The organism is Pseudomonas sp. RW407 (genome assembly GCF_003176655.1).
GTDB lineage: Bacteria > Pseudomonadota > Gammaproteobacteria > Pseudomonadales > Pseudomonadaceae > Pseudomonas > Pseudomonas delhiensis.
This window is the reverse complement of sequence record NZ_QGSL01000106.1, coordinates 1,443,708-1,463,744: the sequence shown is the minus strand read 5'-3', so window position 1 is coordinate 1,463,744 and position 20,037 is coordinate 1,443,708. Positions and strand designations below refer to the sequence as shown.

The window sequence follows — 20,037 nt, the reverse complement described above, 5'->3', positions numbered from 1 at the left end:
GGGGGAGCGGCCTGGAAGGCCGCGCAGGGCGGGATGCGAGGCGGGGCGACTAGTGGTGGGCGGTCCGGCGGAAGCGGAGCTTCTGCCAGCCGATGGTGCTTCTGAAGTGCCCCGTATCGCCCCACAGTCTGAAGCGCAGGCTGCGGTAGAGCGACGTGGGAACGGTGCAGCCGATCCTTCTCAAGTGGCCGTACATCCAGACCAGGCCCTGGTCTTCGTAGTTGGCGCTCGCTTGCATGACGGGGTTTTGTCCAAGGCACGTATAAATGGGATTTTATTGTTTTGATTATTCGTCGTGCCGGTTCTTTTGGGTATATCCATATGGTGCTAGTTGTTTGGTCTAGGCATTGTTTGAATATCCACAAGTCATGAAATGGTTACGGTTTCCGGTGAAGTTGCCGAAGTTGCAGTGGCGCCTGGGCGAGGGGGCGCCGCCCGGCGCCCGGTTCACTCCGGCGGGGCGAGCAGCGTGTCGATTTCGCGGAAGATCGCCTGCCATTCCTCCTCGCTCACCTCCATGAGGCCGAAGGAGCGCAGCAGGAAGGCGCCCTTGGCGGCGAGGAAGGCCAGGCGGGCGTTGCGGCTGCGCTCGTCCTCGCCGCCTTCCTGGATGAGCAGGGGGCGGTACCAGTCGCTGGACTGCTGGCGCAGTTCCTCCCGGCTGAGCATCGCCGCGAGCACGGCCGCGGCGCGCTTGCCCAGGGCTTCGTCGCTGGCGGCCATCAGCTGGACATGGGCGCGCAGGCTGTCGAGCGGTTCCGCTTCGTCTGGGGCGTTGTCGCGCACAGCCACCTCGAACTCCGCTTTCCATCGGTTGAACATGGCCTCGATCAGGCCATCCTTGGTGCCGAAGCAGGATTGCACGCCACCCTTGCTGATCCCGGCGGCCTTGGCCACCTCGCCGATGGACAGCGCCGCAACGCCTTCGCGCATGACTACGCCTTCGGCAGCATCCAGGACCTTGCCTCTATCAATGACGGGGCGTTTACTCATCAGGCCTCTTCTGCATTAGAATACGGTCGTATTTTAAGGTTGGCCAGCCGTGCGGCCGCCCGTGCCCGTTCTGTCCCGCTGCACCTGGCAGCCATGGGACGGCACGGCCCTTCTCGATTCGCAGCAGCCGCGAGAGCTGTGCGCTTCCGGTGATGGCCAGGGACCATAGCCGGCAGGGAGGCGGTGGCTTCCATTCCTGACCGATTCGTCAACGTTTGCCGCCCGCTCGGCGGGGGCAAGTCATCAATGTTCATGGCAATGGCGATTTTTTGACATTGCCGGTCTTGCGGGTGGGTGTCGCTCCCCATGTGGACGGAAGGCTGACGCTTTCACCCAATGGGGAAGCATAACGCGCCCAGCGGGAAAGGCACGTCAGACATGCTGGCAATTTACAGGCGCAGTTGCCGATGCCGCCTGGCGAGCCTTCGCCGAAGGCCGTTTCTGGATCGATGTATGGAAATGGAAAGCAGTACTTCCGCCGGTATCGCCTTCGCCAGGCGCATTCATGCGCCGCGCAGCCTGGGGTGCGGTCTGAGCTTCGTTTTCATCGCGGTGCTCGTCTATCCGGGCAACCCCCTGCTCTGGGCCTGGATGCTGGTCAACGGCTTCCTCTGGCCGGGCCTGGCCCGGGCCATCGCCGTGCGTGCCGCGGTGCCCTACCGGGCCGAGCTGCGCAACCTGCTGCTGGATTCGCTGTTCGCCGGCGGCTGGGTGGCCGTCATGCACTTCAGCCTGTTGCCCTCGGCGCTGCTGCTGTCGATGGTCACCATGCACAACGTGGCGGCCAATGGGCCCGGCTTCATGCTCAAGGGCCTGCTGGCCAATGTCGCGGGCATGGCAGTGGTGGGGCTGCTGACCGGCTACCAGGTGGACCTGGAGACCCCCGGGCGGGTGATCTGGGCCTGCCTGCCGATGCTGTTCCTCTACCCGCTGGCGGTGGGCTGGACCAGCTACAGCCTGGCACGCCGCCTGCACGCCCAGCGCCGCGCCTTCTCCCTGGTGGACTGCTTCGACCAGCAGCAACTGCTGCTGTCCTACGACGTCTGGCTGCACCGCCTGGCCCAGGAGTTCGGCCGCTGCCGCCGCGGCGGGCCGCGGGCGACCCTGGCGCTGATCCGCATCGACGACCATGCCTGCCTGCGCCTGCGCTACGGCAACCTCACCGCCGAGGCCCTCAGCGTGCGCCTGGGCCACCTGATCAAGGCCGAGGTGCGCAACACCGACCACGTGAGCCGCAAGCACCCGGACGAGTACCTGGTGCTGTTCCGCCAGACCCACGGCGCCGGCGCCCGGGCCTGCGTCGAACGCATCGCCCAGCTGTTCGGCAACTTCGACGGGGCGTCGCTGCCGCCGCTGTCGCTGAGCATGGGCCTGGCCGACTACTCGACGGACTTCGCCAGCGAGCACGACTGGATCGAGCAGGCCCGCCAGAGCCTGGCGCCCTGCGCGATCGCCGAGGGCGCAGGCCCGTAGGCGCAATGTGGGTGGGGCCGCGTAGGGCGAATAACTGGCACCGATGCCGGCATTTTCCGGCTATCGCGGACAGAGTCCGCTCCTACAGGTTGCCCTGACGTCGTGCCCCTGTAGGAGCGCGCCCTGCGCGCGAATCGCAGGCAGGGCCCGCTCCTACAATTCCAGGGAAGCACGGTCGTAGGAGCGGACTCCGTCCGCGATAGGCCGGGCCCCGCCGCGAAATCGCGGATGAATCGGACGCGTACAGAAATCCTCAACCGTGCAGACGGCTGGTGTTCACCAGGTCCAGCGCCCGCGCCCGCAACTGCCCGCAGCCACCGTCGACGTCCTGGCCGGCGCTGTTGCGCACCTTGGTCAGCACGCCGCGGCTGTGCAGGTAGCGCACTATCTCGACGATGCGCGCGCCGTCCGGGCGCTGGTAGGCGTCGCCTTCCAGGGCGTTGAAGGGGATCAGGTTGAGCACCGCGAACTTGCCCCTGAGCAGGCGCAGGATGCCATCCAGCTCGTCCTGGCCATCGTTCACGTCCTTGAGCAGCGTCCACTGGTACTGGATGGGGTAGCCGACCTGGCGGGCGTAGGCCTCGCCCAGTTCCACCAGTTCGTCCGGGGTGAGCTTCGGCGCCTTGGGCAGCAGGTGTTCGCGCAGGTCCGCGCGGGTGCTGTGCAGCGACAGGGCCAGGGCCGGTTTCACCCGTTGCCGCGGCAGGCGCTCGAACACCCGCGGGTCGCCCACCGTGGAGAACACCAGGTGCTTGTGGCCGATGCCGCCGTCGCTGCCGAGCACGTCGATGGTCTCCAGCACGTTGTCGAGGTTGTGCGCCGGCTCGCCCATGCCCATGAACACCACCTTCTTCACCCGCCGCAGGCGCCGCGCCAGCACCACCTGGGCGACCATCTCGGCGGCGCTCACCTGGCGCAGCAGGCCGCTGCGGCCGGTCATGCAGAAGCGGCAGCCCACCGCGCAACCGACCTGGCTGGACACGCACAGGCCCTCGCGCGGCAGCAGCACGCTCTCCACCATCTGCCCGTCGGCCAGGCTCACCAGCAGGCGCTCGGAACCGTCCCCGGCGGGGTGGCGGGAATGCAGGCGCGCCAGGCTTTCCAGCTGCGCCGCCAACTCCGGCACGGCATTGCGCACCGCCAGCGGCAGGAAGTCCTCGCTGGCCTGGCGCCGGGTGCCGGCGTCCAGCGCGCGGCCCTGCAGCCAGGCACGCAGCATCCGCCCGCGGTGGCGGGGCAGGGCGCCGAGGTCGGCGAGGCGTTGGTCGAAGTCGGTCAGGCGCATGGGGCGCGCATGCTAACACCGGCGCCGGGCGCGGCGAAGGCGGGGCGACAGGCGCCGGTGCGTCATGGGCGCTTTCGCCTACGCTTCACCCCGTACCGCAACCAACCAGGGGGACATATGGCAGAGGACTTCGATTCCAGACGGCGCGATCTGATGCGCATGGCGGCAGTGGCCGTGGTGGCGGCGCAATTGCCGCGCCTTGCCGAGGCCGCCGGCGAGCCCGTGGAGAAAACCCCGCCGGCGGCGAAGGCCGGCGCGCACACGGCGTTCGCCGCCCTCCGCCAGATCGATGCCGGGCTGCTCAGCGTGGGCTACGCCGAGGACGGCCCGGCCGACGGGCCGCCGGTGATCCTGCTGCATGGCTGGCCCTACGACATCTACGCCTTCGTCGACGTGGCGCCGTTGCTGGCGGCGCGCGGCTACCGGGTGATAGTGCCCTGGCTGCGCGGCTACGGCAGCACGCGCTTCCTTTCCGAACGGACGATGCGCAACGGCCAGCCGGCGGCGGTGGCCTCGGACATCATTGCCCTGATGGACGCGCTGAAGATCGACAAGGCCATCCTCGCCGGCTTCGACTGGGGCGCGCGCACCGCCGACATCATCGCCGCGCTCTGGCCGCAGCGCTGCAAGGGCCTGGTGGCAGTAAGCGGCTACCTGATCGGCAGCCAGGAGGCCGGCAGCAAGCCGCTGCCGCCGGAAGCCGAGTTCCTCTGGTGGTACCAGTTCTACTTCGCCACCGAGCGCGGCCGGCTCGGCTACCAGCAGAACACCCACGCCTTCGCCAGGCTCATCTGGCAGCAGGCCTCGCCGAAGTGGCGCTTCGACGACGCCACCTTCGAACGCAGCGCCAAGGCCTTCGACAACCCCGACCACGTTGCCATCACCGTCCACAACTACCGCTGGCGCCAGGCCCTGGCCGAAGGCGAGGCGAAGTACGACGAGCTGGAGCGGAAGCTGGCCAAGGCCCCGCCGATCACGGTGCCCACCATCACCCTGGAAGGCGACGCCAACGGCGCCCCCCACCCGCCGCCCAGCGCCTATGCCGCCAGGTTCACCGGCAAGTACGAGCACCGCACGCTGAGCGGCGGCATCGGCCACAACCTGCCGCAGGAGGCGCCACAGGCGTTCGCCCAGGCGGTGGTGGATGTGGGTGGCTGGGCGGGGTGATGGACGCTGGTGACTGAACCTCGCCGTTCCCTTGGATTGGAGCGGCAAGGCTTCAGCGCCGTTTGCTGGCCAGGTCGTAGATTTCGTCGTTGCGGCGTGCGCCCACCGCGATGATCAGTACTTCGATGCGCGGGCCGTTCACGCGGTAGACGATGCGGGTGTTGCCCACCCTGATCCTGCGGCAGCCGGCGAGGCTGCCCGCCAGGGCCTTGCCCAGCTTGTCGGGCTCGCCCTCGACGATGCGCTGCCCGATGACCTTGAGGATTCGCTGCGCCTCGACCCTACCGAGGCGCAACAGGTCGTCCGTGACCGCTTCGTGATAGATGACGTTCCATGCCATGCGGCCTGGCCTTCTTCAGTCGGCGAAGCGAGCCACCATGTCCTCGTGGCTGATCGCCTTGCTTGCGTCGAAGCTGTCCAGGCGGTCACGGGCGACGCGCTCCACGCGCAGGTCTTCCAGTTCGTCGAGCAGTTCCTGGTAGGCCTCGACGTTGAGGATGACCGCTGCGGGTTCGTTGTCCTTGAAAACGACGAGCTTCTCGGTCTTCCGAGTCGCCACGTCCCGCAGCTTCGCACTGAAGCTTCGCGCCATGCTCGTGACGGACACCGCCTGATCAGCGCGGTCCATGAGTGCTGCCATTGCCTGGTCTCCCGTCGGTGGATCTTTCAGCGCTTTATTAGCCGGTTTATTTGGCTAATTGAAGTGTGTTGCATTATGCGCTGAATATTGTGCTTTTCAAGCTGTATGTCGGTGAGTGGCCAGGGGCGGCGTGCTGAGTATCCACGGAGCCTCCTGTTCGAGGGGAGGGTTGGGCTGGATTTGGAACTTTCCTACGGTTCTATCGGTGTCGCGCTACACCGGCGCGGCGGAAGGGCGCGTATCTGGTCTAGTCTGCAGGTCTGCCCGTCGCTTTTCAGGAGGAACCCGCCATGCCGCGCCTTACCGCCCGCGATTTCCCGCCCGAGCTGCTGGAGCTGTACGACCACTACGCCCATGGTCTGATCAACCGCCGCGAGTTCATCCAGCGCGCTTCGCTGGTCACCGTCGGCGCGGCTGCGCTGCTGCCGGCGCTGAGCCCGGACTATGCGCTGGCCGAGCAGGTGCCGTTCACCGACCCGGACATCGCCCCCGAGTACATCGGCTACGACTCGCCCAGGGGCAATGGCCGGGTGCGCGCGTACCTGGTGCGGCCGGCCAGGGTTCAGGGCAAGGTGCCGGCGGTGCTGGTGGTGCACGAGAACCGTGGGCTCAACCCCTATATCGAAGACGTGGCGCGGCGGCTGGCCAAGGCCGGGTTCATCGCGCTGGCGCCGGACGGGCTCAGCTCCGTCGGCGGCTACCCGGGCAACGACGACAAGGGGCGCGAACTGCAGGCGAAGGTCGACCCCGAGAAGCTGATGAACGACTTCTTCGCCGGCCTGGAGTGGCTGATGCGCCACGAGGGCGGCACCGGCAAGGTCGGTATCACCGGGTTCTGCTATGGCGGCGGGGTGGCCAATGCGGCGGCGGTGGCCTACCCGGAGCTGGCCGCGGCGGTGCCTTTCTACGGCCGCCAGCCACGCAGCGAGGACGTGCCGCGGATCCAGGCGCCGCTGCTGCTGCACTACGCCGAACTGGACACGCGCATCAACGAGGGCTGGCCGGCCTACGAGCAGGCGCTGAAGGCCGCCGGCAAGACCTACCAGGCGTACATCTACCCCGGCGTGAACCACGGTTTCCACAACGACTCCACGCCACGCTACGACGAGGCTGCGGCCAGGCTCGCCTGGGACCGCACCCTGGCCTGGTTCCGCCGCTACCTGGCCTGACTGCGCCCCCCGGCCGCAGCCTGTCGGTCAGGAAAGGCTTGCCCTGGCGGCTGGACGTGGCAAGCTAGCGGCCCTCCCGTCCACCCCCTTCCGCATCATGTCGCTCAATCGCAAAGTCGTTCTCGCGGGCGTGCTGATCCTGGCCTGGCTCGGCATCCTGTTCGCCGCCTTCTGGTCGTTCCATGGCCGCTACCTGCGCACCTATCCGGACACCACCCAGCTGTTCGATGGCCAGGCGCTGCAACTGCCGGCGCAACTGGCCGGCCCGGGGCCTATCCGCGTGGTGCACTTCTGGGACCCGGAATGCCCGTGCAACGTCGCCAATCAGCAGCACCTGGCCTCGTTGATCAAGCGCTTCGAGCCCCAGGGCGTGGACTTCTACGCCTACCGCAAGCCCGGCACCCAGGGCCGCCTGGCCAGCGAGCTGTGGGGCCTGAAGCCGCTGCCGGAATTCCCCTCGCCGCCGCCCATCGCCGCCAGCCCCTCGGTGGCGGTGTGGGACCGCGACGGCAAGCTGGCCTACTTCGGCCCCTACAGCGAAGGCGCCACCTGCACCTCGGCCAACAGCTTCATCGAGCCGGTGATCCAGGCGCTGGTCGAAGGCCGCCAGGTGAAGTCCCCCAGCACCCTGGCCACCGGTTGCTATTGCGACTGGTAACGACGTTGGGCGTGGCGTAGGGCGGATAACCGTTCGCGGTTATCCGCCGTTTGACCTTGGCCCCAGGCCGCGCCGGATTCGAACCCGAAGCTCCCGTTTCCAAGCGCTCCGGGCTTGACCAGAAGGCCAACGTCGAGATGGGTGTAACGGCGTACAACCGCGAACGGTTGTACGCCCTACAGCGTCAGCGTGAACCCCTCCACCAGCGCCCCCGGCAGCAACTGGGTGGCCGCGCTGCGCCGCCCGTAGGTGTTGGTGTCGATGCGCAGCGAGCGTTCGCGGGTGAGGGCCTGCAGGTGTTCGCCGAGCAGGCTGTACAGGCTGGTGTCGAAGCGCATGCTGGCCAGGGGGGCGACTATCCGGCCGTCTTCCACCCAGAAGCTGGCGAAGCGCGTCATGCCGGTGATGCGCGCGGCGGCCAGGTCCGAGTAGTTCAGGTACCAGAGGTTGCCGATGTACAGGCCGGTGCCCAGGCGCGCCAGCACTTCGTCCTCGGGCAGGTCGCCGCCGGCCATGACCAGGGACCGCGGCATCTCGTGGCTGCCGGCGCCATAGGCGGGCAGGCCGAATTCCTTCGCCGAGCGCGGGCTGACCAGTTGCCCGACCATGCGCCCGCCGTCGATCAGCGTCTGGTCGCGGCGCAGGAAGCCGTCGTTGTCGAACAGCGGTTCCAGGCCGCTGCTGGCCGCCTCCTCCAGCCTGACCTGGGGCGACAGGCTGGCATGGCCCAGGTGCAGCGACAGCAGCGGGCTCTGGCGGGTGGCCAGTTCGCGGGCGGAGAAGCCGCCCCAGCACAGCAGCGAGACGATCTCTTCCAGCGCCGCCGGCGCCAGGTAGGCACGGTAGGCTCCCGGCTGCAGGGTGCGCTGCGGGCGTTGCAGGTACTCCAGCTGCTCGCGGGCGCGGGCGAAGGCCCGGCCGAGTTCGGCGGCGTCCCAGTCGCGGGCGGCGTAGGTGGTCTTCACCGCCTCGCCGTTGTCGGCGAACAGGCTCCAGTCCAGGCTGGCGCTGCCGCTGGTCTGCCAGCCGAAGCTGCCGCGGGTGTTGGCGAAGCCGCGGTACAGCGGGCCGCCGGCGTAGATGCCGACCAGGTCCAGGTCGCGCGCCTGGGCGTCCACCTGGTCGATCACCTCGCGTACTTCCGGCAACCGGCCGGGTGCTTCCTGGACGCTGGTCCAGGGTTCGTCCTCCAGCAGCAGGTAGGGGTCTTCCGGGATCGCCTCCAGGGTGCCGCGCAACTGCTCCAGGCCCTGTTGCAGGCGCAGGCGGTCCTGTTCCGCGGTGCCGGTGAGGCTCAGTTCCAGGCTGGCGTGGCGGGCGCCGCGGATCAGCCGCAGCTGCGCCTCGATCTGCAGCACGCGGGTGGCCTGGCGTACCCGGGCGTGGTTGAAACGCACGAAGTCGGAATCCTCGGCGGCGAGCCACAGGCTGAACTCCTCGCCGCCGCGCAGCCGGCCCTGCAGCCAGCCGGCGAGTTCGCGCAGGTGTTCGGGGGACAGTCGCAGATGCATCAGGCCTGCCCTCCGAACACGGTGACGCCCTTGAACACGCAGGCCGGCGAGGCGTGGCCGACTGTGATCGCCTGGTTGGGTTCGCCCTTGCCGCAGTTGGCGGTGCCCATCACGCTGAAGGTGGAGGCGTCGCCCACCGCGCCGAGGCTGCGCCAGAACTGCGCGGAGATGCCGCGGTAGTTGGGGTTGCGCACCACACCGGCGAGTTCGCCGTTGTCGATCAGCTGGCCCCATTCGCAGCCGAACTGGAACTTGTTGCGCGCGTCGTCGATGGACCAGGAGCGGTTGGTGGCCATGAGGATGCCTTTCTCGATGCCGCCGATCAGCTGCGCCAGGCTCTTGTCGCCGGGCTCGACGTTGAGGTTGGCCATGCGGTCGATGGGCGCGCGGTTCCAGTTGCAGGCGCGGCTGTTGGCGACGCCGGCGAGTTGGCTGCGGGCCTGGGACAGGGCGCCGCCGAGGGGGCGCTGGAGGATGCCGTCGGCGATCAGCAGCTGGCGCTCGGCGGGCGTGCCTTCGTCGTCGTAGGCGTAGCTGGCCAGTTCGTCGGGCACGTCCGGGGCGAAGCTGACGTTGAGCAGCGGCGAGCCGTACTGGTAGTGGCCGAACATGTCCGCGGTGACGAAGCTGGTGCCGGCGTAGTTGCGTTCGTCGCCGAGGATGCGGTCCAGCTCCAGCGGGTGGCCGATGGATTCGTGGATCTGCAGGATCATCTGGTCGGGCATCAGCAGCAGGTCGCGGGTGCCTTCCGGGGTGTTGGGCGCCAGCAGCAGTTGCAGGGCCTCGTCGGCGACGCGCGCGGCGGCGCCGGCGAAGCCGCTGTGCAACATCACCTCGGCACCGCCCTGGCGGGCCACTTCGAAGGTACGTGTCTGGCTCTGCTGGCCGTCGAAGGCGGTCACCGACAGCCAGGGGTAGAGGCGCTGGGTCTCGTGCAGCAGGTCGCTGCCGTGGCGGTCGAGGTACAGCTGGCGTTCGCGCACCACGCCCAGCCTGGCGCTCCAGTCGACGATGCGTTCGTCACGGGGCACAGCGGCGCATTCCGCGCGCAGCAGGTCCAGCCATTGCGCCAGGTCCGGCAGCGGGGCTGCGAAATGCGGGCTGCTGCGCCGCTGCTGGCCGAGGTCGGCGCCGGCCTGGGCCGGGCGCGGCAGGGCGCGGGCGGCGATGCCGGCGGCGAGTTGGCGGGCACGTTCGAAGGCCTGGCGCAGGCCGTTTTCGCCAAGGTCGCTGGTGGCGGCGAAGGCTTCCACGCCGTCGACTTCGGCACAGAGCATCGCCCCCTGGTCGAGGCCGTGCCGCACCGGGTCGACCTGGTCGCGGGTCACGCCGCAATCCAGGCTGTGCCGCTGCACCAGGCGCAGGGAGCGGAACGCCGGGTCGCGGCGCTGGGCGGAAACGAAGTGGCGCAAGGCCGCGTGCAGGCTATCGGACATCCGGAGGCTTCCTGGAACGGTGAACCCCGGATTGTGCTCCCGCCCGGTTGCCGATTGCCAGCAACGCAAAGGGGGAGGGCAGGGCGTAGGGCGGATAACCGTTCGCGGTTATCCGCCGTTTGACCTTGTTCCCCGGCCGCTGCGGATCCGAACCCGAAGCCCCCGTTTCCGTACGCTCCGGTGCCGGGGCAACGGCGGATAACGCCGTAGGCGTTATGCGCCCTACGGGTAGTGCTCGATCAGGTAGCGCAGCGACGCCGGCAGCATGGGGCCGTGCCCCAGGCCGTCGAAGCGCTGGTACTGCACCTGCAGGCCCGGCACTTTCGCCAGGTTGGCGCTCAGCTCGCGGGCCGGGCGTTCGGCGTCGCCTTTCACCGGGCCGCGCGGGTTGCCCGGTTCGTCGCCGCCGCGCATCAGCAGCAGGCGCGGGCGGCTTTCGCCCAGGCGCTGCTCCAGGCCCGCGGCTTCGCGGACGATGGCGCCGTCGTGCCACCACAGCGAGGGGCTGGCGGCGGCGTAGGCGCTGAATTCGCCGGGGCGGGTGAACAGCGCGTGGAGCACGGCCAGGCCGCCGTAGGAGTGGCCCCAGAGGGTCTGCCGGCTGGCGTCGATGGGGGCGACGGCGGCGACCATGGGGCGCATGCGTTGGCGCAGCAGGTCGAGGAAGGCATCGACGCCGCCGCTGGGCTGGCCGGTCAGCGGGTCGAGCTGCTTTGCCTCGCCGGGCAGCGGCGGGGTGTAGTCGTAGGTGCGGGCGTTGCGCTCGATGCGCTGGTCGGTCTGGTAGCCGACCGCGACCAGCAGCGGCGCCTGGCCGTCGGCGAGCTTCGCCAGGCCGGCGGCGTCGAGGGCGCCGAGGGCGGCGTTGCCGTCGAGCATCCACAGCACCGGGTAGCCGGCGGCGGGGGCCGGGCGCTCGGGCTTGCCGACCCACAGGCGGTAGTGGCGCCGGCCGTCGGCGGAGTCGAGTTCGAGTCGGGTGAAGCGGTAGGCCAGGTCCTGGCGTTGCAGCAAGGTGGTGTCCATCTTCTGGTCCGGCGCCGGTTGCGCCAGGGCCGCCTGGCTCGACGCGGCCAGTGCCAGCGCCAGGACCAGGGGCAGGGTGGTGGTTTTCATCAGGCGATCTCGTCTGCCGGCCCCCGCCGGGAGCGGGGGCCGGGTGGTCCTCAGAAGGACGCGGTCAGGCTGGTGTAGAGGGTGCGGCCGGGCTCGTTGTAGGTGGCGGCGCCGGCACCGGCGATGTTGGTCACGCCCTGGGCGTTGCCGGCGCGGTATAGGCGCTTGTCGAAGATGTTGTCGACGCCGGCGGTGAGGCTGAGGTTCTTGCTGATCTTGTAGGTGCCGCTGGCGCCGGTCAGCGCGTAGGGCGACAGCTCGTCGTTGGCGCTGCCGGTCACGCGGTTGCCCTGGTAGTCGTACTTCTTCGGCTTCTGCTTGCCGTACCAGGCCACGCTCAGCTGCAGCGAGAGGTCGTCGGTGGCCTGCCAGTCGAGCATGGAGTTGAGCGTGTAGTCCGGGATCACCGAGAGCACGTCGCCGGTTTCCTTGTTCTTCGACTGCAGCATGTAGGTGAAGTTGTTGGTCCAGGTCAGCTGCTGCGCCAGGGGCACGGTGAGGGTGCCTTCCAGGCCCTCGACCAGCGCCTTGGGCACGTTCTCCCACTGGTAGATGGAGGCGTTGGCGTAGCTGCCGGTGCCGCCGCTGGCGCTGCCGATCGGGCTCAGGCCGGACTCGATCTTGTTCTTGTAGTCGTTGCGGAAGTAGGTCAGCCCGGCGACCCAGCCGTTGTCCTTGAACTCGATGCCCAGTTCCTTGTTGACGCTGGTCTCGGCCTTGAGGTCGGCGTTGCCCTGCAGGTAGCAGCTGGTGCTCTGCCCGTAGCAGCCCTGGCCGCGGCTGTAGAGCAGGTAGTTGGGGTTGAGCTGGTACAGGTTCGGCGCCTTGTAGGCGCGTGCGATGCCGGCCTTCAGGGTGAGGGTGTCGGTCAGCGCGTGGGACAGGTTCAGCGACGGGCTCCAGTTGTCGCCGACGATGTCGTGGTGGTCGAAGCGCAGCGCCGGGGTGAGCATGGTGCCGGGCATGATCTCGATGTTGTCTTCGGCGAACAGCGAGAAGATCTCCGCCGAGGAGCTGCCGTCGCGGCCGGTGCCGCTCAGGCCGGGCACGGAGCCGCCCTCGCTGGTGGTCTGGGTGTTGGCGCTGGGGTCGTCCAGCTCCTGGCGCGTCCATTCGCTGCCCAGGGTGAGGGTCTGGTTGCGCCAGGCGTACAGCGGCAGGTTGACCTCGCCGTGGGCGGTGAGGTCGCGCAGGGTCGAGGTGTAGAAGTCGGTGTTGCTGAAGATACCCTCGGTGCCGCCGGCCAGGCCTTCGTTGATGCGCCGGTTGCGCGTCTTCTCGTACTGCAGGTAGGCCATGGAGGAGCCGAAGTCCCAGTCGCCACGGTGGGTCATCGCGTACGTCTCGCGGTACATGATGTTGGTCTCGTGGCCGAGCATGCTCTTCACGTTGGCGTTGCTGTTGGTGTTCTGGGTATCGCCGGTGTAGATGTTGCCCTGGCGGCTGAAGCCGGCCTCCAGCTCCAGCGTCTGCTCGGGCGTCAGGCGCCAGCTCAGCTGGCCGTTGACGTCCTTGTTGCGCACGCCTTCGCGGCCGGCGGGGAGGGTGCCGGCCTGGTTGCCGGTGCGCGCCGACTCGTGGCCCGAGTTGATGTCCCAGTCGTCGGCGTCGGTCTTGGCCACGTCGCCGTACACGCGGTAGCTGAGGGTGTCGGTGAGCGGGCCGTTGAGGCCGAAGCTCATGCGCTTGGTGGCGCCTTCGTCGCCGTGCTGCGGGAAGTTCTGGTAGAGGGTGAGGTTGCCGTGGGTTTCCTTGGCCGCCTGCTTGGTGATGATGTTCACCACCCCGCCCATGGCGCCGGAGCCGTAGCGCGCCGCCGCCGGGCCGCGGATGACCTCGATGCGCTCGACCTGGTCGGCCGGCACCCAGTTGGTGTCGCCGCGGGTGTCGCGCTCGCCGCGCCAGCCGTAGCGCACCGAGCTGCGGCTGCTGACCGGCTTGCCGTCGACCAGGATCAGGGTGTTCTCCGGGCCCATGCCGCGGATGTCGATCTGCCGGTTGTTGCCGCGCTGGCCGCTGCTGGAGTTGCCGGTCAGGTTGACCCCCGGCATGGTGCGGATGATCTGCGACAGGTCGTTGGCCGGCGGGCGCTTCTTGATGTCCTCGGCGGTGATGACGGACACGCCCGGGGCCTGCTTGGTCTCTTCCTGGGCGGTGGCGACCACGGTCTGGCTGTCCAGTTCGATGGGCTGCTCGTCCTGGCTGGCGGCGTGGACGGCGCTGGCCAGCAGGCAGCTGGACAGCAGCAGGAAGGGGACTAGGGGTTGGGCACGGGACGACATCTTCGATCTCCGGAAGTTCAGCCTGAAGGCGAGAGATCGAAGATGATAATTACTCACAATTGCGAGTAAAGCGCATTAACTTTCTAAACACTTTCGCCCGCCGGCAACAGCAGGTGCAGGCACAGGCCGGGGTGGGCGTTGGTGGCCCACAGGCGGCCGCCCTGCAGCTCGATGGCGCGGCGGGCGATGGCCAGGCCCAGGCCGAAGCCCGCGCCGCTGCCCTCCAGGCGCTGGTAGGGCTCGAAGATGCGCTCCAGGTCCGCCTCGGCCACGCCGGGGCCCTGGTCGCGCAGGCACAGGTGCCAGTATTCGCCCTCGCGCCAGCCGTCGAGGCTGACGCGGCCGCCCGCCGGCGAATGGCGGATGGCGTTGCGCAGCAGGTTCTCCAGGGCCTGGGCCAGGCTGTCCAGGTGCACCTGCACGCAGCATTCGGCGCCCAGCGGGCAGGGCAGGCGCGCCGGCTCCCAGCCGCTCTCGAAGCAGGCGTCCTCGCGCAGCGCCTCCCACACCGAGAGCACCAGCACCGGCTCGGTGGGCAGCTGCGGGCGCTCGGTGTCCATCCAGGCCAGGTCCAGGGTGTCTTCCAGCAGCCGCTGCATGTCGGCCACCTCGCGGCCCAGGCGCTGGCGCAGTTGCTCCGGCGGCAGGTCGCCGTCGTGGGCGATGCGCAGCCGCGCCAGGGGCGTGCGCAGTTCGTGGGACAGGGTGCGCAGCAGCAGGCGCTGCTGCGCCAGGCTCTGGCGCAGGCGCGCGGCCATGTGCTCGAAGGCCTGGGCCAGCTCGCCCAGTTCGTCGCGGCGCTCCTGCAGCGGCAGGCCGGGGCTGTCGAGGTCGTCGGCGCGCAGGGCGTCGGCGCGGTCGCGCAGGCGGTTGAGCGGCACCACCAGGTGGCGGTACAGGGCCAGGCCCAGCAGCAGGGCCAGCAGGGTCGGCGCCACGCCGTGGGTGATGACGTGGGTCCAGGGCGTCAGGCCGCTGGGCAGCAGGCGCTCGGGCAGCTGGATGACCAGGCGGCCGTCCTCGGGGTGTTCGGGGAATTCGATGCTGACGTAGGGCAGCTCGTCCTGCAGGCGCCGGCTCATGGGCCAGTCGAGCTTGCGCATGAAGGTCAGGTGGCTGGCCTCCTCGGCGCTCAGCGGGGTGCTGCCGAGGCTTTCCAGGCGCGGGCCGATGACCGCGGCCCAGGTGTCTTCCTCGCGCTCCAGCTGGCGGCGGAAAGCCTCGGCGCCGGCCGCGCCGCCCTGGCGCCAGGCCGTTTCGGCCTGCAGGGCATAGCGCGCCAGGTACAGGCGGTCGGCTTCGTCGAGGAAGTAGGTGCTGCGCTCCACCGACAGGCCCCAGTTCCAGATCAGCCAGGTCAGCGTCAGGCAGAAGCCCACCTGCAGCAGGGCCAGCTTCCACAGCAGCGGGTGGCGGCGCATCAGGCGCTGTCCGTTTCCACCAGCACGTAGCCCTGGCCGCGCACCGCCTGGATCTGCAGGTGCTGCGCGCCTATGGCGGCGAGCTTGCGGCGCAGGTTGCAGACGTGCACGTCCAGGCCGCGGTCCAGGCGGGTGTAGGCGCGGTGCAGCACGCTCTGGTAGAGGAAGGCCTTGCTCAGCGCCTCGCCGGGGTGCGCGCGCAGGGTCGCCAGCAGGCGGTACTCGGAGCCGGTGAGGCCGGCGGCGCGGCCCTGGTGGATGACGTCGCGGCTTTCGTCGTCGAGGGTCAGCGCGTCGCCCTGGGGCGCCTCGGCCTGGCGCCGGTCCAGGGCCACGCGGCGCAGCAGGGCGTCGACGCGGGCATCCAGCTCGGCCAGGCTGAAGGGCTTGGGCAGGTAGTCGTCGGCGCCGCGGGTGAAGCCGCTGATGCGGTCCTGCTCGGCGCCCAGGGCGGACATCAGCATCACCGGCACGGTCTGCCGGCGGCGCAGTTCGTCGAGCAGGCTGAGGCCGTCGACGCCGGGCAGCATGATGTCCAGCAGCACCAGGTCGAAGCGGCCGTCACGCAGAGCGGCCAGGCCCTGGGTGCCGGTCTCGCAGGCGCGCACGGCGAAGCCGCGGCCCTGGAAGTGGCGTTCCAGGGCCGGGCGCAGGTGGGCGTCGTCTTCCACCAGGAGCAGCTTGGGTGTCGCTGGATAGGCCATTGATGAGAACTCGATGCAATTGCGAATGATCCCATTGGCGGTGGGGGCGGGGCAATGGCTGGGTGCTGGCATTTCGTCGCATCTGAGTGCTGGGGGGAATGGGATGGTGCTTTTCGTAGGCGCGAGCTTGCTCGCGAATGGGGCCTCCCGGGATTTCGGCACCAAGACTGAGAGCACCCTCTCCCTAACCCTCTCCCTGAAGGGAGAGGGGACCGTTGGGCAGAGCTGGGTGTTCTAGAGTCAGCCGGCAGCACCGTTGGTTTCCGACTGAAGCCATTCCTCCTCTCGGCACGGACAAGCCCCCTCTCCCTTCAGGGAGAGGGCTGGGGAGAGGGCGCTCTTAAACCCAACACCACAGCCACCGACAAACTCTATTCGCGAGCAAGCTCGCTCCTACGAAGAGCAGGCTCGCACCCGGCTGGCCCCAACGATCAGCGGCGTGCCGCTGTAGGGATCGCTCAGCAGGGTGCAGCGCACGCCGTACAGGGCTTCCACCAGCTCGGCGCTGACCACGTCGGCCGGCGCGCCCTCGGCCAGCACGCGGCCGCCCTTCATCGCCACCAGGTGGTCGGCGTAGCGGCAGGCGCTGGACAGGTCGTGGACCACCATCACCACCGTCTTGCCGGTCCCGGCGAGGCGGCGGATCAGTTCGAAGACCTCGATCTGGTGGCCCAGGTCCAGCGCCGAGGTGGGCTCGTCGAGCAGCAGCAGCGGGGTGTCCTGGGCGATGGCCATGGCGATCCAGGCCCGCTGGCGCTGGCCGCCGGACATGGATTCCAGCGGCCGCTCGGCCAGCTCGCCGAGGTCGGCGGCGGCCAGGGCGGCGTCCACCACCTTCTGGTCCTCGGTGCTCCATTGCTGGAACAGGCCCTGGTGCGGCTGGCGGCCGAAGCGGATCAGCTCGGCCACGGTGAGGCCGTCCGGGGCGCTGGCGTCCTGCGGCAACAGCGCCAGGCGCCGCGCCACCTCCTTCGAGGGTAGGCTGGCGATGGCCTTGCCGTCGAGCAGCACGGCGCCGCCGCTGGGCTTCTGCAGGCGCGCCAGGCCCGCCAGCAGGGTGGACTTGCCGCAGCCGTTGGGGCCGACGATGGCGGTCACCCGGCCGGCCGGCAGGCGCAGGTCCAGGCCCTGGATGATCGGTCGCTTGCCGTAGGCCATGCTCAGGTCGCGGGCCTCCAGCGGGGCGATGGGGTTCGGGTTCATGGCTGTCTCCCGGAAGGTTGGCGCAGGATGATCCACAGCAGGTAGGGCGCGCCTATCACCGCCATGACGATGCCCACGGGGATTTCGATGGGCGCCAGCAGGGTGCGCCCCAGCCAGTCGGCCAGCAGCGTCAGCAGGGCGCCGGCCAGGGCTGCGTTGAGCACCGGCACGCCGTGCTGGCCGCCCAGGTAGCGCGCCGCCTCGGGGGCGATCAGCGCCACCAGGCCGACCGGGCCGGCCACCGCCACGGCCAGGCCGGTGAGGGCCACGCTCAGCGCCAGGGTGGCGATGCGCATGGCGCCCAGGCGCACGCCCAGGCCGATGGCCACGCTGTCGGAGAAGCGCATCGCCGTCAGCGGCCGGGTGAGCAGGCGCGCCGCCGGCAGGCCCAGGGCCAGGCCGCCGGCCAGCAGCCACACGGCCAGCGGCGGGCGGGCGTTGAGGCTGCCGACGGTCCAGGGGTAGGCGGCGTTGGCCGCGTCTATGTCGGCGCGGGCCAGCATCAGGTTGGTCAGGGCGCCGAACAGCGCGCCGATGCCCAGGCCGACGACGATGAAGCGGTAGCCGCGGGCGCCGGCCCCGGCGGCGAGCAGGAAGGTCAGCGCCGCGGCGGTGGCGGCGCCGGTCAGGGCCAGGGCCGAGGGCGCCAGGCTGGTCGGTACCGCGACGATGGAGGCCACGGCGAAGGCGGTGGCGCCGTTGTCCAGGCCGACCATGCCGGGGGTGGCCAGGCGGTTGCGCGCCAGGGTCTGCATCAGGCAGCCGGCGGCGCCCAGGGCGGCGCCGCTGAGCACCCCGGCGCACAGCCGTGGCAGGCGCAGCTCGCGCACCAGCAGTTGCTGGAAGGCATCGCCCTGGCCGAGCAGGGCGGCGATGGCCTGGCCGGCGCCGAGGCCGTCGCCGCTCAGGCAGAACACGAAGGCGGCGCCCAGCAGCACCAGCAGCGCCAGGCCGAGCGCCAGGCTGCGGCGGTGCCAGAGCAGCGACAGCCGGCCCAGGCGCAGCAGGCCATAACCCTGGGGAGTGGAGGAGGCGTTCATTGGCGTTGCAGCGTCGGCAGGCGGTGCGAGCGCACCACGGCGATGAGGATGGGCGCGCCGACGAAGGCGGTGACCACCCCCACCGGCATCTCGTAGGGGCGTACCAGCAGGCGCGCCAGTATGTCCGCCAGCAGCAGCACGCAGGGGCCCAGCAGCAGGCACAGGGCGAAGCCGCGGCGGATGTCGCTGCCCACCAGGCGGCGGGCGATGTAGGGCACGATCAGGCCGAGGAAGGCGATGGGCCCGGCGGCGGCGTTGGCTGTGCCCACCAGCAGCGCCACCGCCAGCAGGGCGGCCAGGCGCACCCGCTGCGGGTGGTGGCCGAGGCCGCTGGCGACGCGCTCGCCCAGGGCCAGGGCGGCCAGCGGGCGGATCAGCGGCAGCGCCACCAGCAGGCCGAGCAGCAGCCCTGGCAGGCTCCAATGCAAGGTGTCCAGCGGGCGCCCGGCGAGGCTGCCGACCACCCAGAAACGCACTTCGTCGGCGGTGCGCTGGTCCCACAGCAGCACCAGGCTGCTCAGTGCCGTGAGCAGGCCGGAGAAGGCCACCCCGGCCAGCACCAGGCGCACCGGGTCGTCGCCCACCCCGCGCAGGCGCGACACCGCCAGCACCAGCAGGCAGCCACCCAGGGCGCCGACCATGGCCACCGCCAGGTTCAGGCCGGCGGCGGTGGCGCCGAGGTTGATCGCCAGGGTCACGGCGAAGGCCGAGCCGGCGCTGACCCCCAGCAGGCCGGGCTCGGCCAGCGGGTTGCGCGTCACCGCCTGCAGCAGCAGGCCGGCGGCGCCCAGGGCCACGCCCACCAGCAGGGCCAGCTCGGTGCGCGCCAGGCGCAGCACGCCGACCACGAAGCGGGTGTCCTCGTCGGCGCCGCCGAACAGCGCCTGCAGGCTGGCCCAGGGACCGGCGTCGCCGGCGCCCAGCAGCAGGCTGGCCAGGCACAACAGCGACAGCAGCAGAGCCGCCAGCCCGAGGGCCAGCGGCTGGGACAGGCGCGCGGGCAGCATCAGTTGGCCAGCGCCTTCTCCACGTCATCCAACACCTGCTGGGCGGCCAGGTAGCCGGAGCTGCTGCTCCAGATCTGCCCGTCGACGCTGGCCAGGTGCCCGGCCTGCACCGCCTTCAGGCGGGTGAAGGCGGGCTGCTGGCGGGCTTCGGCCAGGGCTTTCGCGCCGTCGGGGTTGAGGGTGGCGAGGAAGATCCAGTCGGCATCGGCCCTGGACAGGTTCTCCAGGCTGAGGATGTCGGTGTGCGGGCGCCTGGTCTGCTCGGCCGCCAGCGGGTTGGGGCGCAGGCCCAGTTGGTCGAGTAGCTGGCCGGCGAACAGGTGGCTGGACATCATGATCGGCCCCTGCGGGTTCCAGCGCACCACGCTCAGGCTGACGCCGGCCGGCAGGCGCGGGCGCAGCGCGGCGATGCGCTGGTCGAGCTCGGCCAGGCGCCGTTCGCCCTCGGCGCGCTTGTCCAGGGCCGCGGCGTAGGTGCGGAAGGCCGCGCGCCAGTCGTCCAGGGCGCCGCCCCCGGGCACCACGGTGGGCGCCATCAGGCTGAGCTTGGCGTATTGCTCGCGGGTCAGGCCGGGGCTGGCGAGGATCAGGTCCGGGCGCAGCTTGAGCACCGCTTCCAGGTTGACCTCGCGCACCGTGCCCACCAGCGGCAGCTTGCCGGCCTTGGCCTTGAGGTACTCGGGGATGTCGCTGCCGCCGCGGCTGGCCAGGGCGCCCAGGGGCTGCACGCCCAGGGCCAGGGCGGCGTCGAGAGTATTCTCGCCCAGGGCCACCACGCGCTGCGGGTGGTCCTTGACCTGCACCGGGCCGAAGGCGGTGTCCAGGGTGGTGGCGCTGGCGCCGGCGGGTTGCAGGAGCAGGAAGGCGCTGGTCATGGCGGCAGCCGCGCAGGCCAGCAGGCGGCGGGGGAGGGGCAGGGCTCGGGCTTGCAT

At 70.1% G+C, this 20,037-nt stretch carries 18 protein-coding genes; 4 read left to right on the top strand and 14 right to left on the bottom strand.

What is annotated here, in order from left to right; all coding sequences use genetic code 11:
* Positions 1-447: 447 nt before the first annotated feature.
* Positions 448-993, bottom strand: a complete 546-nt coding sequence (locus DK254_RS23345; protein ID WP_109935683.1) for a TetR/AcrR family transcriptional regulator — start codon at positions 991-993, stop codon at positions 448-450.
* Between the two features lie 459 nt (positions 994-1,452).
* On the opposite strand from DK254_RS23345, the gene DK254_RS23340 reads away from it, so the two are divergent.
* Positions 1,453-2,466, top strand: a complete 1,014-nt coding sequence (locus tag DK254_RS23340) for an MASE2 domain-containing protein (protein WP_158546433.1) — start codon at positions 1,453-1,455, stop codon at positions 2,464-2,466.
* 253 nt (positions 2,467-2,719) lie between these two features.
* Here the strand turns inward: DK254_RS23340 and DK254_RS23335 are convergent, their stop codons facing one another.
* The gene (locus DK254_RS23335; RefSeq protein WP_109935681.1) at positions 2,720-3,751 is read right to left on the bottom strand and encodes an RNA methyltransferase; all 1,032 of its coding nucleotides are present in this window, start codon (positions 3,749-3,751) and stop codon (positions 2,720-2,722) included.
* Between the two features lie 153 nt (positions 3,752-3,904).
* On the opposite strand from DK254_RS23335, the gene DK254_RS23330 reads away from it, so the two are divergent.
* Positions 3,905-4,918 carry an alpha/beta fold hydrolase gene (locus tag DK254_RS23330; RefSeq protein ID WP_256595927.1) on the top strand — a complete coding sequence of 338 codons (1,014 nt, stop codon included), beginning with the start codon at positions 3,905-3,907 and terminating at the stop codon, positions 4,916-4,918.
* A gap of 52 nt (positions 4,919-4,970) precedes the next feature.
* On the opposite strand, the gene DK254_RS23325 is transcribed toward DK254_RS23330, so the two are convergent.
* Together DK254_RS23325 and DK254_RS23320 are read right to left on the bottom strand one after the other, a co-directional pair.
* A complete protein-coding gene (locus DK254_RS23325) occupies positions 4,971-5,258 on the bottom strand; it encodes a type II toxin-antitoxin system RelE/ParE family toxin (protein WP_109935679.1) in 288 nt (95 codons plus the stop codon).
* Between the two features lie 15 nt (positions 5,259-5,273).
* Entirely contained in the window at positions 5,274-5,558 is a 285-nt protein-coding gene (locus tag DK254_RS23320; protein WP_089394710.1) for a Phd-YefM, read from the bottom strand.
* A 290-nt stretch (positions 5,559-5,848) separates the two neighbouring features.
* Here DK254_RS23320 and yghX point away from each other — a divergent pair, with 290 nt between their 5' ends.
* Together yghX and DK254_RS23310 are read left to right on the top strand one after the other, a co-directional pair.
* Positions 5,849-6,727, top strand: a complete 879-nt coding sequence (yghX, locus tag DK254_RS23315; RefSeq protein WP_109935678.1) for a YghX family hydrolase — start codon at positions 5,849-5,851, stop codon at positions 6,725-6,727.
* Positions 6,728-6,824: 97 nt separating this feature from the next.
* Positions 6,825-7,385, top strand: a complete 561-nt coding sequence (locus DK254_RS23310; protein WP_089394712.1) for a DUF6436 domain-containing protein — start codon at positions 6,825-6,827, stop codon at positions 7,383-7,385.
* Between the two features lie 176 nt (positions 7,386-7,561).
* On the opposite strand, the gene DK254_RS23305 is transcribed toward DK254_RS23310, so the two are convergent.
* The 10 genes from DK254_RS23305 to DK254_RS23255 form a co-directional block, all read right to left on the bottom strand.
* Positions 7,562-8,896: a TldD/PmbA family protein gene (locus DK254_RS23305; RefSeq protein ID WP_109935677.1), complete on the bottom strand. Its 1,335-nt coding sequence runs from the start codon at positions 8,894-8,896 to the stop codon at positions 7,562-7,564.
* On the bottom strand, positions 8,896-10,332 hold the full coding sequence (locus tag DK254_RS23300) for a TldD/PmbA family protein (protein ID WP_109935676.1): 1,437 nt from the start codon (positions 10,330-10,332) through the stop codon (positions 8,896-8,898). Before DK254_RS23300 ends, DK254_RS23305 begins: the two co-directional genes overlap by 1 nt.
* A gap of 222 nt (positions 10,333-10,554) precedes the next feature.
* Complete coding sequence (locus DK254_RS23295) at positions 10,555-11,448, bottom strand: alpha/beta hydrolase (protein WP_109935675.1); 894 nt, start codon at positions 11,446-11,448, stop codon at positions 10,555-10,557.
* A gap of 50 nt (positions 11,449-11,498) precedes the next feature.
* A complete protein-coding gene (locus tag DK254_RS23290; RefSeq protein WP_109935674.1) occupies positions 11,499-13,730 on the bottom strand; it encodes a TonB-dependent siderophore receptor in 2,232 nt (743 codons plus the stop codon).
* Between the two features lie 83 nt (positions 13,731-13,813).
* A complete protein-coding gene (locus tag DK254_RS23285; RefSeq protein WP_109935673.1) occupies positions 13,814-15,151 on the bottom strand; it encodes a sensor histidine kinase in 1,338 nt (445 codons plus the stop codon).
* Positions 15,151-15,855 carry a response regulator transcription factor gene (locus DK254_RS23280; protein ID WP_109935672.1) on the bottom strand — a complete coding sequence of 235 codons (705 nt, stop codon included), beginning with the start codon at positions 15,853-15,855 and terminating at the stop codon, positions 15,151-15,153. The genes DK254_RS23285 and DK254_RS23280 overlap by 1 nt, the downstream gene beginning before the upstream one ends.
* A 393-nt stretch (positions 15,856-16,248) precedes the next feature.
* Positions 16,249-17,058: an ABC transporter ATP-binding protein gene (locus DK254_RS23270; RefSeq protein ID WP_109935670.1), complete on the bottom strand. Its 810-nt coding sequence runs from the start codon at positions 17,056-17,058 to the stop codon at positions 16,249-16,251.
* Positions 17,055-18,098 carry an iron chelate uptake ABC transporter family permease subunit gene (locus tag DK254_RS23265; protein ID WP_109935669.1) on the bottom strand — a complete coding sequence of 348 codons (1,044 nt, stop codon included), beginning with the start codon at positions 18,096-18,098 and terminating at the stop codon, positions 17,055-17,057. Before DK254_RS23265 ends, DK254_RS23270 begins: the two co-directional genes overlap by 4 nt.
* On the bottom strand, positions 18,095-19,105 hold the full coding sequence (locus DK254_RS23260; RefSeq protein ID WP_177412089.1) for an iron ABC transporter permease: 1,011 nt from the start codon (positions 19,103-19,105) through the stop codon (positions 18,095-18,097). Before DK254_RS23260 ends, DK254_RS23265 begins: the two co-directional genes overlap by 4 nt.
* Positions 19,105-20,037, bottom strand: coding sequence for an ABC transporter substrate-binding protein (locus DK254_RS23255; protein ID WP_109935668.1), 933 nt, complete (start codon positions 20,035-20,037; stop codon positions 19,105-19,107). Before DK254_RS23255 ends, DK254_RS23260 begins: the two co-directional genes overlap by 1 nt.